Annotated in this window: 13 protein-coding genes; 7 read left to right on the top strand and 6 right to left on the bottom strand. The window is 65.7% G+C overall.

Annotated elements, in window-relative coordinates; all coding sequences use genetic code 11:
* Positions 1 to 82 precede the first annotated feature (82 nt).
* The 3 genes from MA876_RS03375 to MA876_RS03365 are packed head-to-tail and all read left to right on the top strand — an operon-like array spanning position 83 to position 2,402.
* Positions 83 to 1,288 carry an ABC transporter ATP-binding protein gene (locus tag MA876_RS03375; RefSeq protein WP_248146077.1) on the top strand — a complete coding sequence of 402 codons (1,206 nt, stop codon included), beginning with the start codon at positions 83 to 85 and terminating at the stop codon, positions 1,286 to 1,288.
* Entirely contained in the window at positions 1,288 to 2,106 is an 819-nt protein-coding gene (locus MA876_RS03370; RefSeq protein ID WP_248146075.1) for an ABC transporter permease, read from the top strand. Before MA876_RS03375 ends, MA876_RS03370 begins: the two co-directional genes overlap by 1 nt.
* A gap of 23 nt (positions 2,107 to 2,129) precedes the next feature.
* Positions 2,130 to 2,402, top strand: a complete 273-nt coding sequence (locus MA876_RS03365) for an acyl carrier protein (protein WP_248146073.1) — start codon at positions 2,130 to 2,132, stop codon at positions 2,400 to 2,402.
* 10 nt (positions 2,403 to 2,412) lie between these two features.
* Here MA876_RS03365 and MA876_RS03360 read toward each other — a convergent pair whose 3' ends face one another.
* The gene (locus MA876_RS03360) at positions 2,413 to 3,357 is read right to left on the bottom strand and encodes a class-II aminoacyl-tRNA synthetase family protein (RefSeq protein WP_248146071.1); all 945 of its coding nucleotides are present in this window, start codon (positions 3,355 to 3,357) and stop codon (positions 2,413 to 2,415) included.
* Between the two features lie 139 nt (positions 3,358 to 3,496).
* Between MA876_RS03360 and MA876_RS03355 the strand changes: the two genes are divergently transcribed.
* The 4 genes from MA876_RS03355 to acpS all read left to right on the top strand — a co-directional run bounded on the left by MA876_RS03355 (position 3,497) and on the right by acpS (position 8,654).
* Entirely contained in the window at positions 3,497 to 4,783 is a 1,287-nt protein-coding gene (locus tag MA876_RS03355) for an ATP-grasp domain-containing protein (RefSeq protein ID WP_248146069.1), read from the top strand.
* Positions 4,784 to 4,961: 178 nt separating this feature from the next.
* Positions 4,962 to 6,251, top strand: a complete 1,290-nt coding sequence (locus MA876_RS03350) for an ATP-grasp domain-containing protein (RefSeq protein WP_248146068.1) — start codon at positions 4,962 to 4,964, stop codon at positions 6,249 to 6,251.
* A 439-nt stretch (positions 6,252 to 6,690) separates the two neighbouring features.
* Complete coding sequence (locus MA876_RS03345; protein ID WP_248146067.1) at positions 6,691 to 8,247, top strand: alpha/beta hydrolase family protein; 1,557 nt, start codon at positions 6,691 to 6,693, stop codon at positions 8,245 to 8,247.
* Positions 8,244 to 8,654: a holo-ACP synthase gene (acpS, locus tag MA876_RS03340; RefSeq protein ID WP_248146066.1), complete on the top strand. Its 411-nt coding sequence runs from the start codon at positions 8,244 to 8,246 to the stop codon at positions 8,652 to 8,654. The genes MA876_RS03345 and acpS overlap by 4 nt, the downstream gene beginning before the upstream one ends.
* Positions 8,655 to 8,691: 37 nt before the next feature.
* Here acpS and MA876_RS03335 read toward each other — a convergent pair whose 3' ends face one another.
* From MA876_RS03335 to MA876_RS03315, 5 genes are read right to left on the bottom strand one after another with little or no spacing between them, the layout of a single operon-like run.
* On the bottom strand, positions 8,692 to 9,792 hold the full coding sequence (locus tag MA876_RS03335; RefSeq protein ID WP_248146065.1) for a DegT/DnrJ/EryC1/StrS family aminotransferase: 1,101 nt from the start codon (positions 9,790 to 9,792) through the stop codon (positions 8,692 to 8,694).
* Positions 9,789 to 11,042: a glycosyltransferase family 4 protein gene (locus MA876_RS03330; protein WP_248146064.1), complete on the bottom strand. Its 1,254-nt coding sequence runs from the start codon at positions 11,040 to 11,042 to the stop codon at positions 9,789 to 9,791. The genes MA876_RS03335 and MA876_RS03330 overlap by 4 nt, the downstream gene beginning before the upstream one ends.
* The gene (locus MA876_RS03325) at positions 11,039 to 12,148 is read right to left on the bottom strand and encodes a DegT/DnrJ/EryC1/StrS family aminotransferase (protein ID WP_248147159.1); all 1,110 of its coding nucleotides are present in this window, start codon (positions 12,146 to 12,148) and stop codon (positions 11,039 to 11,041) included. Before MA876_RS03325 ends, MA876_RS03330 begins: the two co-directional genes overlap by 4 nt.
* 14 nt (positions 12,149 to 12,162) lie before the next feature.
* Entirely contained in the window at positions 12,163 to 13,164 is a 1,002-nt protein-coding gene (locus tag MA876_RS03320) for an NAD-dependent epimerase/dehydratase family protein (protein ID WP_248146063.1), read from the bottom strand.
* Positions 13,161 to 14,210, bottom strand: coding sequence for a Gfo/Idh/MocA family protein (locus tag MA876_RS03315; protein ID WP_248146062.1), 1,050 nt, complete (start codon positions 14,208 to 14,210; stop codon positions 13,161 to 13,163). The genes MA876_RS03320 and MA876_RS03315 overlap by 4 nt, the downstream gene beginning before the upstream one ends.
* Positions 14,211 to 14,229: the final 19 nt, after the last annotated feature.

The raw sequence follows: 14,229 nt of genomic DNA, 5'->3' as shown, positions 1-14,229 counted from the left end.
CTGGTGGTAGGCTCTCGGAGGCGTGCGCGTCGATGTCGCCATTGCACAGAAGCCACCAGAAATCCCAGGGGAAGGGTCGTGCATGCTCGACACGGCGATCACCGCGCGTGATCTGTCCAAGACGTATCGCATCCAGGTCGCGGGTCACACCAACCGCATCACCACGGCGATCATCAACCGCATCCGTCACCCCCTCACGTCGGTGCACTACGAGAACTTCGAAGCGCTCCGCGACGTGTCTTTCGACATCCCGTGGGGCGAGGCCGTCGGCATCATCGGACGCAACGGCGCCGGCAAGAGCACGCTGCTCAAGCTGCTGACCCAGGTCACGACGCCCACCAAGGGGATGATCGACATCGGTGGCCGCGTCGGCTCGCTGCTCGAGGTCGGCACCGGCTTCCACCCCGAGCTCACCGGCCGCGAGAACATCTACCTCAACGGGGCCCTCCTCGGCATGGGACGAAAAGAGATCAAGGCGCGCTTCGACGAGATCGTCGCGTTCTCCGAGGTCGAGCAGTTCCTCGAGGTGCCCGTCAAGCGGTACTCCTCGGGCATGTACGTGCGACTCGCGTTCGCCGTCGCCGCCCACCTCGACTCCGAGATCCTCGCGATCGACGAGGTCCTCGCCGTCGGCGACGCCGAGTTCCAGCGCAAAGCCATCATGAAGATGCAGCAGGTCGCGCGCGACGGGCGCACGGTGCTCTACGTGAGCCACCTCATGAACACGGTCACGTCGCTGTGCACATCGGCGATCTACCTCGAGAACGGCACGGTCGGCTACCAGGGCTCCGTCGACGGTGCACTCGAGCGCTACCGCGACTCCTTCGCCGATCTGCGCAACAAGCAACTAGAACCCCACGAGCGGTGGGGAACGGGTGAGCTTCGATTCAAGTCGGTCGAGATGGCCCAGCACTCGGTGCATTCCGCAGAGGACATCGTGATCGATTACCGGGTCCACAGCAGCAGGAGCGTGATCGGCAAGTACTTCCTCCGTGCTCGGATCAAGGACATGAACGGCGCCGAGATCGTCCGCTGCGATTCGCGGCTGACGGGTCACTGGTTCGATCCCACCCTCCGCCAGGAGGGCAAGGTGCGGATCCGAAACCTGTGGCTCAAGCCGGGTCGGTACACGGTCGACATGTGGATCTGCCAGGCGGGCGTCTTCGACGGCTGGGACTACGCCGAGTCGTTCGAGGTGCTGCCCTCTCTTCCGTACCCGGAGATGGCGATGGATGACGCGATCGACACCGCTGTGGTTCTCGCCGACTTCGACTACGAGGAGGCATGATGGCCCGCACAATCGTCACTCCGCCCAACAGATTGAACTTCCCGAAGTGGCGAGAGCTCTGGGCCGGCCGTGAGATCATCTACCGGTTCGGGCAGCGCGACATCCTGCTCCGCTACCGGCAGACCGCCGTCGGCGTCGCGTGGGTCTTCGTGCAGCCGCTCGTCAGCGCAGGCATCTTCGCGATCGTCTTCGGCGGCATCGCTCAGCTTCCCAGCGGCGGCGTGCCCTACTTCGTGTTCAGCTTCGCCGGTCTGCTCGGCTGGAACCTCTTCAACAACGTCGTCTCCCGTACGTCACCGTCGCTGCTCGCGAATCAGTCGATCCTGTCCAAGGTGAAGTTCCCGCGCATCCTCGCGCCGATCTCCTCGCTGGCGTCGGTGGTCTTGGACTTCCTCGTTGCGCTGGCGCTCTTCTTCGTCATCATCGCTGTGATGGGTATCAACCCCGGCTGGGGAGTGTTCGCGCTGCCGTTCTGGATCCTCATGACTCTGCTGCTCGGCGGCGGCATCGGGCTCGCAGCAGCGGCGGGGGTCGTGAAGTATCGCGACGTGAACTACTTCCTGCCGTGGATCATGCAGGTGCTCATGTACGGCTCGCCCGTCGCGTACTCGCTCGAGGCGGTGCCGCAGCAGTTCCTCTGGCTGTTCAACCTCAACCCGATCACCTGGCTGCTCGAGGGCTACCGATGGTCGCTGCTGGGACAGGCGGCTCCGGACTGGTGGCAGGTGATCGCCCTCATCATCGTGTCGATCGGCGTCGCCTTCGCCGGCCTCGCGATCTTCCAGCGCATGGAGCGCTCGTTCATCGACATCGTCTGACCGACGCGGAAAGGATCTCTCCAATGACTTCGATCGCCGACACGATCCGGGATGTGCTGAAGGACGTCGCGCGCCTCGACGTGGACGCCTCTACCCTCTCCGAAGACGACGACCTGTACGCCGTGGGACTGACGTCGCACGGTACCGTGAACGTCCTCATCGGCGTCGAGGATGCATTCGACATCGAGCTGCCCGATGAGCTCCTCCAACGGGACACGTTTGCGACTATCGCATCGCTGCGAGCCGCCGTTCTCTCAGTCGGAGTCGCGGATGACAGCGGCGACGTGACTGGCTGAGGTCAACGGCTCACTCTTCGAGGCCCAGCGCCTTCCGCACACGGTTCGGCCACGCTGCCGGGTCGAAGCCGTGTCGTGACGCGAGCGCAAGGACGATGCGGTCCATGCCATACGCCGAGCACGCGCTGTGCGCGACACCGCCGTCTGGCAGCGTGAGAGCGAACTCGTCTCCGAAGTGGGTGTCGTGGTAGTTGGCCGACGCGATAGCGGTCTCGGTTCCCGAGTAGATCTCGGTCACGAGCTCGAACTTGGCCTGCGCTTCGAGCTGATTGCGGGCGAGGACAACCCCGCCGCGACCGAAGAAGGGATCGTTCGCCGGCACGACCTCCACCGGGATGTCGAGCTCCTCGAAGAGAGCCTGAGCGATTTCCAACCACTGCGCCCGGTGCGCTTTCGCCTGCTCCTCGGTGCCAAGGCGCACGTACTCTCGCATGCGGAAGGTGACGAACCGCATCGGATCCTCGGAAGGCTCATGGCGGAAACAGTCGCCGGTGAGCTCGTAGATCTTCCCATGGTCGACAACCGAGTCTTCGAGCCAGGCATAGATGGGATGACAGGCGGCGGATGTCAATGCGAGGCCAGTAGGGGCCAATTGCCCCTGCCAGTCGCCCCCCTCGTCGTAGACCTCGATCAGCCTGCGGAAGTCCTTCTGATCGCCGAGGAAGGACGAGATCGTTCCGAGGAGCTGAGGAAACGACGCGACATAGTCGGTCTGTTCGAGCATGTGGGCCGAAAAGACCGGGGGGAACCTCACGGGGGTGATCTCCGCGGGGAACGCCTCGCGGGCGAGGCGGGCGAGGACGCGCGCGACGCCGTCGTACGCGGCGACGGCGGATGGCCCCTGCCCGGGCAGCGCGGTTGAGGACGACGTGAGGAACCAGCCGTTGTCGATCAGTTGCTCCCTGAACGCTCGGCGCTCGCTCGCAAGTGCCGTGGCGTCATCCGTGTCCGTCATCGCTCTCCATTTTCGCCGGGTTGCATCTCGGTTGAGGATATCGCGTCGCAGGCGTTCTGTTGTGTGATCTCATCAGGTGGTGTCCGCGGTGAGGCAGAGTCGTTGGTGCGGGCGGTGAGCGTGCGCGATAATCGGCAAGGTGAGCTCAGCTGCGCCCGAATCACCTGTACCGCTTCTGGCTGTGGTGTATGACCGCGCCTGGGTGGATCCGCCGCTTCAGAGCATCGTCGCGGCATCGAAAGGTCTCTGCGACATCCTCTGGGTCCTACCGTTCGATCGCCGGGACTCCCGAACTGCACTCCGCCTGCTCCGGGCATCTGAAGAAGCCGACTGGGACGTTATCGACGCCTCAAGAATGTCTTTAGACGACGTCGTGCGCCAGATTGTCGCTAGAAACGTCAGCGGAATCACGTGCCTTGCCGATTCCACGATCGTGTGGACGGCTGAGGTAGCCGGTGCCCTCCATCTGCCCTTTCACAGCCGAGAGGTCGCGGCGCGCTTAACAGACAAACTAGAGCAGCGAACCGCGCTGGCCGCATCGGGTATGCCGACTCCCGCATTCTGGAACGCCGATGATCTCGCCGATGAAGCGCTATTCACGGAAGGAACTCGAGCCATCTCCTTCCCGGTCGTGGTCAAGCCTCGACGCGGTAGCAGCAGCAGAGACACCGAGAGAGTCGAATCAAGTAAGGAGCTTGAGACCACTCTGAAGCGATGCGAACCGGGTCGAATGCTGGTCGAGGGATTCATCCCCGACCCGACAACCCCGTGTATGCAGGTGGGCAACGCGCCTTACGTGTCGGTCGAACTCCTCGTCAGTGACGGGGTCACGAGCGTCTTGGGAGTGACGGGGAAGCCACCGCTCGCCGCGCCGTTCCGCGAGACGGGAGACTATTTCCCGGCAGAGACGACGCCGCATAACAGGCTGGAGTTTACGTCGGCGGCGATTGACGCAGTGAGCGCGCTTGGTATCCGTGCCGGGGTGCTTCATGTCGAGATCAAGTGCACAGACGACGGCCCGGTCGTGATCGAAGTGAACGGACGACCAGGTGGCGGGCGCATTCGCGACTTCATCGAACGCGCCCACGGAATCGATCCGATCCGGCTGGCATTTCGAATTGCGCTCGGCGAGCAGATCGTCTACCAAGCGTTTCCTGAGATGAACGAGGTGCTCTTCCTCTTCTCCGTGCAACCCGACGCTCGTTTGCGCGCTATCACCGCGATCGACGGGTTCGACGATCTGCTTCAAATCGAGGGAGTCGAAGTCGTCGAGCGAGGCGGCGTGAGCGTCGGCGATGCTTACTCCTGGCGCGACGGAACAATGTCGAGTGTCGCCGAGGTCAGCGGAGTTGCTCCGGACCACGAGACTGCCCGGCGGATCAGGGCGGAGGTGCTGGCCACCATACGGATCGAGGGCACGACCTAGTGAGAGAAGCCCCGCGTCCGGATCCCTGCACGTGCGATGGATCGGCCAGCCTCGATGAGGCAGGGTTTTGCTCTACGATCAAGGAATCGACTCGCTCGCCTGAGGCATTGCGTCGAATCCTCACCGTCGGGAGTCGGGTTGGCGCGGTGCAGACAGTCCTCGAGGAAAGCAGGTGTGCGTGAGTGCAGACGGGGTCGATGAGTCCCTCCCGGTTTTTGCGATCGTCTACCACAGCGTCGAAGACGACCCACCGCTGCACAGCATCGCCGCCGCGGCGAAGGGCGTATGTCGACTCCTGTGGGTGCTTCCGATCGACCGACGCGACTCGCGCAGCGCACTTCGTCTACTGAGGGCTGCAGGTGACATAACCGGTGAGATTCTCGACGTCTCCGGATTGTCGGCCCTTGATGCTGCTGATGTGCTTCGCGGTTACGCGCCCAGGGCCATAACGTGTCTGGCCGACACGACGATCGTGTGGACCGCGCAGATCGCCGAACTGTTGGGCCTCAAGTTTCACAGCATCGATGTCGCTGAGCGCCTCACCGACAAGTTGAAGCAGCGAATGGCCCTCTCGGCTTCCGACCTTCGCACGCCGCCGTTCTGGGACGCTGACGACCTGGCGAACGCGGACGCCATTTCGGCGGTAGCGCGGTCGACGACGTACCCCCTCGTCATCAAGCCGCGGAGCGGAAGCAGCAGCAAAGACACTGAGCCGATCGGTTCCGAAGAACAGTTGCGTGCCGCGATCTCGAATCGTGAGCCAGGGCGGATGCTCGTTGAAGGGTATATCCCAGATCCGACTCGGCCGTGTCTGGGGGCAATGAGCGCGCCCTACGTGTCGGTCGAACTTCTTGCCAGCGCTGGCACAATCAGTGTCTTGGAAGTCACCGGGAAGCCACCACTCGCACCGCCATTCCGCGAAACGGGCAACTTCGTCCCAGCGGACATAACGGAAGAGCAACGCGCTGAGTTCGTGGATGTCGCCATCAAAGCGACACGAGCGATCGGTGTGACGGACGGCGTGCTGCATGTCGAGATCAAGTGCACCGACGATGGGCCCGTGGTGATCGAGATCAACGGCCGCCCGGGTGGTGGGCGCATCCGCGACTTCATTCAACGCGCACACGGAATCGACACGATCGCGTTGATGATGCGAGTCGCGCTCGGCGAGCACATCGCCTACACGGATCTACCGCTGCCGAGCGACGTGCTGCTCTTTCTGGTCGTCCCGCCCGACATCAGCCTGACGCATGTGTCGGCAGTGGACGGTCTCGAGGAGGTACGACAGATCATCGGTGTCGAGCACGTAGAACCCGGTCCGATCGGCGCGGGCGACGAGTTCTCCTGGCGTGACGGGACCATGTCCCACGTCGCCCAGATCACGGCGGTGACGTCCGATCACGCGGAAATGTGGCGCTTACGCGAAGAAGTCCTCAATACCATTCGAATCGAAGGCACGCGCACGTGACCAGTTGGAGTGGCCGGCACTACGAATTGAGGTAGTCAACCTGGCTATGCGGACGACGCATCGTGGCGCGTGGGTCCATCGTGGTCGCGGAACGAACGCAGGCGGCATCGGGCGGGCAAGTCTCGGGCGGACCTCGGTGAGCGGAGACTCGGTAGGCTGACATCCCGAGAGCCTGGGGGAAGGGGATCCCGTGACTGATCACGCGTTCAGTGCTTCTGAGCTGGGCGATCCTACGTGGCTGCTCGGTGGTGGCGCAGTCGCGGCCTGGGTTCACCGCCCGGCGAGCGGCAGAAGCCGCGGAGCGGTCGTCGTTGCACCGCCGATCGGCTATGAACACCTCATCACACATCGCGCCATTCGCAGCCTTGCTGTCGCGCTGGCGGCTGAGGGGTGGGTGGCAGTGCGGTTCAGTTGGACGGGCACCGGCGAGTCCGAGGGAATGGCAGACGATGCGGATCCCGCGGCCACGTGGGCGGCGGATCTCGCCGCAGCCGTTCAGGCCGCCCAGTCAGCCTCCGGGCGAGTCGACGTCGATGCCATCGGTCTCCGTATCGGAGGGGCAATGCTTGCGGCGTACGACCCCGTGGGACTGCGAACTCGCATCCTGTGGGAGCCCGTCGGTGGCCGCGCCTACCTGCGGCTGCAGCAAGCGCTGCTGAAGATCTCGATCCCGCCGGGGCTCCCGATCATCGACGACGGCGTGGAGACGCCGCGTCACCACTTCACGCCGGCGGAGGCCGAAGCCCTTCGCGCACTCGCTTCGCCGGTCGCGAAGAGCCTCGCGCCGACGGCGATCGTCCACCGAGAGGACGATCCCGATGTCGCTCGGAGGCTCTTCGACGTGTCCCTCGACGATGCGGTCGTTGAGAAGCATTCCATCACCAGCGTCATCGCGAAGCTCGATCCCGATGGTGAGTGGGTGGATCTCCCCGCGTGGGAGCCCGAGCGGGAAACGACTGTGACGGACCCCTCGTCCGGACGACGTGTCGTCGACAGGCTCATCCGATTCGGCGACGCCGGATTGCCTGGAGTCCTGTCGATCGGCGCCGATGTGCCATCGCGCGGCGAAAGCGCGCTCCTCGTGGCGAGCGGAGGCGAGCCTCGCGCGGGGAACTCCCAGTGGGCTGCCCTCTCGCGACACCTCGCCGCGGAGGGAGTCGCCACACTCCGCGTCGACGATCGGCTGACCGGCGACGGCCAGCCAGGCGACCTCGACTTCGACCCGAGCACGAGCCACCCCGACGTGGAAGTCGTCGACATCGCTGATGCCGCCGCGTGGCTCACGCGCGAGCGGGGTGAACCCGTGACTCTGATCGCGTGGTGTTTCGGCACCTGGCTCGCTCTCCGCGCAGCTGCGCGGGTTCCGATCAGCCGTGTGATCGGCCTCAATCTGAGTGTCTGGGGCATTCATCCCGACTACTGGGCACGGCTGCTCTCCGAGCAGAAGACGCCGGAGGTGACGGCGCCGGAGTCGAGCACCGGGAGCACCTCGGAAGGTCCGTCCGATTCCGTGCCGAGCGCCGCCGGCTCGGATGCGAAAGCGGTTGCGCGACGATTCGTCAGGGCGGTTCGAGGGATTGTGCCGGAGTGGGTGCGCACGGCCGTGCGTGGTGCACGCCAAGGAGCACGCAATGCGGTTGCCCCGCTGAAGTTTCGCCTGCACGAGCGACGCGCTCGACGTGGAGTCGGCGAGTCGGTGCTGCAGGTGCTAGGCCCCGTCTCGGCCGATACGGAGATCGTGCTGGTGTTCACAGAGTGGGAGCGGCACCTCTTCGAGGAGGCGTACGGAGAAGCCGCTGTCCGCGGCCTGATGCGTCGAGGGCGCAGGATCACGGTCCACGACGGTCGCGATCCGCTGCTGCATCACACCTTGTTCACCGTCGGTGTCTGGACGAGGTTCGTCGAGTACATCGATGCCGCGTTCGGAATTCGAACGCGCGCGACGAACCCGCGGGAGCCCGACGAGGAGCACGGCGCCGTGGCGAATACACGATGACGCCCGCGGGCGTCCGTGTCGGCTGCGATCTGCAGTCGGTGAGCGAGGTCGCGGAGAGTATCGCCACCGGAGGCGACAGGTATCTCGACCGCATCCTCACGACGGAGGAGACCGTTCTCTTCGAGCGACGCGAGTCGGATTCAGCGCGCGCCGACTTCGTGGCCGGTCGCTTCGCGGCGAAAGAGGCCGTCTTCAAGCTGCTCGGGGCGTCCGCATCCGCGGCTGTGCCGTGGACGGACATCGAGGTACTGGCACTCGACAGTGGCGCACCTCATGTGCGCCTCCTCGCTGGAGCCGCGGCGCTGGCCGACAGCGCCGGGCTCGAAGCCATCGACGTGTCGATCAGTCACTCAGGAGGGATCGCCTTCGCCGTCGCGGTCGCTGTCGTGGCCGCGACGCAAGGCTGAATCCCTGGCGGAATCGGCTCGTGAGTCCGCCTCGCGGTCAGAGCAGAGCGAGGAGTGTGTCGGCGACGTACTGCTGGTCGTCAGCCGTGATCCCGGGATACATCGGCAGGCTCAGGATCTCGTCGCCGAATGCCTCGGCGACAGGGTGGCTACCAGGGCCCTGCTCGAGGTGGGCGAATGCCGAGAGCAGGTGGACGGGCTTCGGGTAGTGGATGCCGCTGCCGATGCCGGCGGCGCCGAGACCCGCGAGCACTCGGTCGCGATCCGGAACCCGGACGACGTAGAGGTGGTAGATGTGCTCGTTGCCTTCGGCGACGAGCGGGAGCTGGATGCGGTCGTCCGCGCCGAGGAGCTCGGCGTACGTCGCCGCGGCATCCCTGCGAAGCTGATTCCACTCATCCAGGTGGGCGAGCTTGAGCGACAGGACTGCCGCCTGGATGCCGTCCAGCCGCGAGTTGCGGCCGACCAGGCTGTGCTCGTACTTCGCGACGCCGCCGTGATTGCGGAGCTTGCGGATCGTGTCGGCCAGTTCGCCGTCATCGGTCAGCACAGCTCCGGCATCGCCGAAGGCGCCGAGATTCTTGCCGGGGTAGAAGCTCGTCGCGGCCGCGTCGCCCAGGCTGCCTGACGGCGCCCCGTGGCGTTTGGCGCCTTGTGATTGCGCAGCATCCTCGAGGATGAAGACGTCGTTCCCCACCACGGCGCGGAGCGCGTCGACGGGAGCCGTCTGTCCGTACAGGTGCACGGCGGCGACGGCTCGCGTGCGGGGAGTGATCGCCGCGGCCACCCCGTCGACCGAGATGAGGTAGTCCTCGGTGCAGTCGACGAGGATCGGCGTCGCACCGGCGCGAGCGACCGCCTCCGCGGTGGCGACGAACGTGTTCGCGGGCAGGATCACTTCATCCCCGGGGCCGATCTTCGCGCCCTCCAGCACCAGCTCGAGGGCATCCGTGCCGTTGGCGACGCCGAGGCAGTGCTCGACACCGCTGTAGCGCGCGAAGGCGGATTCGAAGTCCTCGGCGGCGCCGCCGAGGATGAAGCTCGATGTGTCGATGATCCGGCTGATCGCGGAGTCCGCTTCAGAGCGGATCTGCGCGGTCTGCCAGCTCAGGTCGACGAAGGGCACGGTGCGGCTCATACGGTGTCACGCTTTCTCAGGTTGGCGATCCATTGCCGGGGGTGGGGGCGCAGGCGGTAAAGAAGCCCGGAGTTCCAGCTGTGGCGGATGTAGTGGCGCTCTTTGGGCAGATCCGCGGCCCACGCGCGGAATCCGTAAGTGCGTCGCGCCCGCTCGTAGACGTCGACAAGGGTTCGCGCACCGGACTCGAGCGAGAAGTTCTCCTCGGCGAACCGTCGGCCGTAGTCGCCGAGCTCCTTCCGTCGTTCGGAATCCGATCCCAGAGCCAGCAGCTGTGCACGCAGACGCTCGACCGCGTCGGGCTGCGAGTCGGGGCTCCAGAAGCCGTCCATCTGGAGTCGCCGACCCGTCGTCTCGTCCCAGATCTCGAACAGTCCGAATTCACCCGACACGATCAACGGGCGGCCGAACGACAGGGCACGAGCGGCCGACGCGCCCATGCCGATCGAGATGTCGGTCGCGGAGTACGCGGGCCGTGGGTCCGATACAGCACCCGTGAACACGACGGCGCGACGCCCGAGTTCGGTGTTCACTTCGTCCGCCAGTGCGCTGAGGGGTTCGAAAGCCTCGCCGTCACCCACGATCACGAGTTGCAGACCCGCGAGCGCAGGGTCTCTCATCGCCTCGATCGAAAGGCGGACCGACAGCTCCTTGAGCACATAGGAGAGTCTCGTGACGATGACGACATGGACCAGATCGGGGTCGAGCTCGTGCTGCTGAACGAACTGCTCTGCGAGTACCGCATCATAAGCATCCGCGTGGACGTCGACCGGTGGGCTGATGAACTGCACGGGACCGGGCCGATCACGCAGATTCTCGGCTGTGTATCCCGTGCCGACGATCACCGAGGTGTTCTCGTACTCGTACGGAGACATCGACATCTCGTACATCGTCGTCACGAGAGGCCGGCGGCCGAACAGGGAAGGGCCGAAGTAGGCGGAGCGACTGTTGACGCCGCTGTACACGTGGACGATCGGCGTCCTGTGCTTGCGCGCCAGCCGCGCGAGGTAGCGCGCGCCCTTGAGCGAACTCGGGCGCACCTTGGGCAGGCGCACGTCGATGCCGAGCTCTCGGGCGTGGTCGAGGACCGATGGTGTCGGGGGTGGATCGGGCGCGAAGCACACGACGATCGACTCCCACCCGAGGGATCGCAGCTCTCCCGCGAGATCCACCGCATTCAGCTGCGTTCCGCCCAGCCCGAGCTCGTTCAGCTGAACGATGACGCGCCGAGCAGAGCGGTCCGTCGTCACCTCGCGGCCCCACGCAGGACGGCGATGACGCGATCCTGCTCCTCCCCCGTCATCTGATGGAACACCGGCAGGATCAGCGTGTTGTCGGTGAGCCACTCGGTCACGGGCAGGTGCGCGTCGTTCGGCGCGTAAGCCGGTTCGCGATGTGCGGACATGATGCCGCGTCGAGCCGACACACCCGCCTCGCCCATCGCGAGCAGCAACCCCTCGCGATCAAGCGGGAAGTCATCGCCGACCTCGACCCAGAAGGACTGGAAGTTGGCGGTGCCGTGGTCGGGGTCCGCCACAGCACGCAGGCCGTCGATCTCGGAGATCGCTCGTGCGTAGGTGTCGGCGATCTCGCGCCGTCGTGCGACGACCTCGTCGAGCTTCGCGAGCTGCACGATGCCGACGGCGGCCTGCAGATCGGTCATGCGGTAGTTGAAGCCGATCTCGGCGTACTCCTCTTTCGGCGACACGACGCTCGCGTGGCGGGCAGCGGCCGAGACGCTCATCGCGTGCTCGCGGAGCGTGCGCGCCCGCGCGGCCCAGTCCTCGCGCGACGTGGTGATCATGCCGCCCTCGCCCGTCGTCAGGATCTTGCGCGGGTGGAACGACCAGGCGGCGATCTCAGCACCCGCGCCCACCGGGCGACCCTTGTAGGTCGAGCCTGCTCCGCACGCGGCATCCTCGATCACGACGATGCCGCGTGGGTCGCACACCGCGCGGATCCCGTCGAGATCGACAGGGACGCCGCCCTGGTCGACGGCGATCACGGCCTTCGTGTTCGGAGTGAGGGATGCCTCGACGGTCTCGGCCGTCAGGTTCCCCGTCACGGGATCCACGTCGGCGAAGATCGGGTTCGCGCCGACGTAGGTGGGAGCGTTCGTCGTGGCGATGAACGAGAAGGACGGAACGACCACGTCATCGCCCGCGCTCACTCCGGCGACGACGAGCGCGAGGTGCAGGGCGGTCGTGCAGTTCGAGACGGCGACCGCGTGCGCGGCCTGCTGCTTCTGAGCGAACGCGGCCTCGAACTCGGCCACCTTCGGACCCTGCGCGACCCATCCGGACTCGATGACCGCCGTGACGGCCGCGATCTCCTCCGTGCCGAGCCACGGCTTCATGACGTTGATGCGTGTCACGCGCGGGTCCCCTGGTCCGAGCGACCGGCGGCGATCTCTTCGCGGAGCGGCCGCCACCATTCGACGAGGTCGCGAAGGCCGTCTTCTAGAGGGATCTCCGCCGTGAACCCGAAGTCGCGCTGCGCAGCCGACGTGTCGGCGAGACGCCGCACGACGTTGTTGACGCCCCGCTCGGGCCCGAACTCGACCGGGAGGTCGGCATCCATCACCTTCAGCAGCATCTCTGCCAGCTCGAGCAGGCTCGTCTCGGTGCCGCTCGCGATGTTGTACACGCCCTCGACCACATCGCTCTGCGCCACCAGGACGTTCGCTCGGGCGATGTCGGTGCTCACGACGAAGTCCATCGTCTGCAGGCCGTCGCCGAAGATGAGCGGGGGCTTGCCGTCGGCGATGCGCTCCATCCATCGCACGAGGACCTCGGTGTAGAAGCCGTGCACGTCCATGCGAGGGCCGTAGACGTTGAAGTACCGCAGCAGGACGTAGTCGAGCCCGTACATCGCGCGGAAGCTCTTGGCCATGCCCTCGTTGAACGTCTTGGCGGCGCCGTAGAAGGTGTCGTTGTTGTAGGGGTGGTGGCGCTCGGTAGTGGGGAACTCCTCAGCCATGCCGTAGACGGAGGCGGAAGATGCGGCCACGAGCTTGCCGACCTTGTGCTCGGCGGATGCTTCGAGCACGTTGAACGTCGCATCCACCATCGTCTCGAGCGCGAGGCGAGGCTCCTCGGCGCATTGCGTGATTCGGATCGCCGCCTGGTGGAAGACGACGTCCTTGCCCTTGACGACATCGTGCACGGTGTCACGATCGCGGACGTCGCCCTCGATGAGGGTCACCTTTCCGGATGCCAGTGCGCCATCGAGGTTCGCGCGCCGGCCGCGCACCAGATTGTCGAGCACGTCGACGTGCGCGACGCCGGCATCGAGCAGCTGGTCGACCAGGGTCGATCCGATGGTGCCTGCTCCGCCTGTGACGAGGACGCGTGCGCCCACGAGTTCGGTCATGCGACGTTCTCCTTCTGGTCGTGGACGGCGACGCGGGCGTTGCCTGCTTCGAGGCTGCGCGTCGTCGCATCGAGCACGTTGAGCACGCGCAGAGCGGCGAGGCCGTCGGTGCGCGGCGGACGGTGCTCGCGGATGGATGCTGCGAACTCGGCGACCATCAGCGACAGCGCCTCTTTCTCGGGAAGAGCCGGGATCAGCGTGTCGCCGTAGCGATACGAGACCTGGGCGGCTGCCCGCGCCTCGTCTTCGTTCACGGTGATGAAGTCGATGCCACGGTCGTAGATGCTGACGCGCTGGGTCGGGTTGAGGTCATCCCAGACGAGAGTCCGCCGGGTGCCTCCGACGACGAGCTGACGGATCTTCGTCGGGCTCAGCCAGTTGGCGTGGACGTGAGCGATGACATCGTCGGGCAGATTCATCACGAGATAGCCGACGCACGCCTTGCCGAGGCGCAGTGGATCGCTGCCGTGGGCCGAGACGCTCTCGGGCCGCAGGCCGCCGGGCAGGATGAAGTCGAGGATGGAGAGATCGTGCGGCGCGAGGTCCCAGAACACGTCGACGTCGGGCTGCACGATGCCGTGGTTGATGCGCACGGAATCGACGAAGGTGATGTCGCCGAGCTCGCCCGCCTGGATGTACTCGGCGATCTTGAGGACGGCCGGCGTGTAGCAGAACGTGTGGTCGGCCATCAGGACCACGTCCGCCGCAGCCGCGGCCGCGACCATGTTCTGGCCGCTCTCGACGTTGTGTGCGAGAGGCTTCTCGGTCAGCACGTGCTTGCCGGCGGCGATGGCCGCGAGGGCGATCTTCTCGTGCGTGCGAGCCGGTGTGGCGATGGCGATCGCATCCACGCCATCGAGGGCAAGGGCTTCTTCGACGGATGTCACGGCGACAGCGTCGCGGGTCGTCCACGCCAGCTGCTCGGCGCGCTCGAGGTCGAGATCGCAGACCGCGGCGACGTGCCAGTCCCTGCTGAGATTGAAGTTGCGGACGAGATTCGGTCCCCAATACCCCGCGCCCACGACGACAACACTCAGTGGCTCCACGACGCCCCCTTATCGGCTC

This window comes from Microbacterium aoyamense (genome assembly GCF_023155855.1).
GTDB classification, from domain to species: Bacteria; Actinomycetota; Actinomycetes; order Actinomycetales; family Microbacteriaceae; genus Microbacterium; species Microbacterium aoyamense.
The sequence above is the reverse complement of the archived record's forward strand: the minus strand, read 5'-3'. Positions and strand labels throughout refer to the sequence as shown.